This window comes from Actinomadura bangladeshensis (genome assembly GCF_004348335.1).
GTDB classification, from domain to species: Bacteria; Actinomycetota; Actinomycetes; order Streptosporangiales; family Streptosporangiaceae; genus Spirillospora; species Spirillospora bangladeshensis.
On the sequence record NZ_SMJW01000584.1, the window covers coordinates 1 to 739 of the forward strand.

Genomic DNA, 739 nt, shown 5'->3' on the forward strand with positions numbered 1-739 from the left:
GCCCCCCACATCGGGGGTCCGGGGGTCGCCCCCCGGGTCAACACAACGAAGGAGTGGCGGGGAAGGAGCGAACGCTCCGACCACACCACTCCCAACTCGTTCGTGGAGCTATGGGGATTCGAACCCCAGACCTCCTCCATGCCATGGAGGCGCGCTACCAACTGCGCCATAGCCCCGCCGCCGCGTGGACGTTCATCCCGCAGCGCCCCGCCAGTGTATAGGACGGCGGGGCGTGGTCTCGAATCGTTTGCGGGTCAGGTGCCGGCGTCGGGGCGGTCGTCGCTGAGGACGGGTTCGGGGAGGGTGCCGGCGTTGTGCTCGGCGAGGCGCCAGCCGCCGTCGCGCATCTCGGTGATGACGGACCAGCAGCAGTTGGACAGGCCGCCGAGGCGTTCCCAGGTCTCTTCGGGGAGGCCGAGGAGGTGGGACATGCCGAGGCGCAGGGCGGCACCGTGCGAGGCGACGACGAGCTGGCCGTCGGGCGGGAGTTCGTCGAGGGCGCGTTCGAGGGCGGCGCCGACGCGCTTGGCGACCTGGGCGCTGGTCTCGCCGCCGGGCGGCTGCCAGGCGGCGTGCTCGGCGGGGTAGCGTTCGCGGATCTCGCGTGAGGTGAGGCCCTCCCATGCGCCGCCGTCGCGTTCGATGAGGTCCTTGTCGTAGCGGACGTCGAGCCCGGTGATGTCGGCGAGCGCCTGCGCGGTGTCGGCGGCGCGGCGGAGGGGGGAGGCGAGCAGGGCGG

At 72.7% G+C, this 739-nt stretch carries 1 protein-coding gene and 1 tRNA gene; both read right to left on the minus strand.

The features are described from left to right. Positions 1–103: 103 nt before the first annotated feature. A tRNA-Ala gene (locus tag E1284_RS40985) sits at positions 104–176 on the minus strand. A gap of 78 nt (positions 177–254) precedes the next feature. After that, positions 255–739: histidine phosphatase family protein (locus tag E1284_RS40990; RefSeq protein ID WP_131945480.1), on the minus strand; the 485-nt coding region annotated here is incomplete at its 5' end.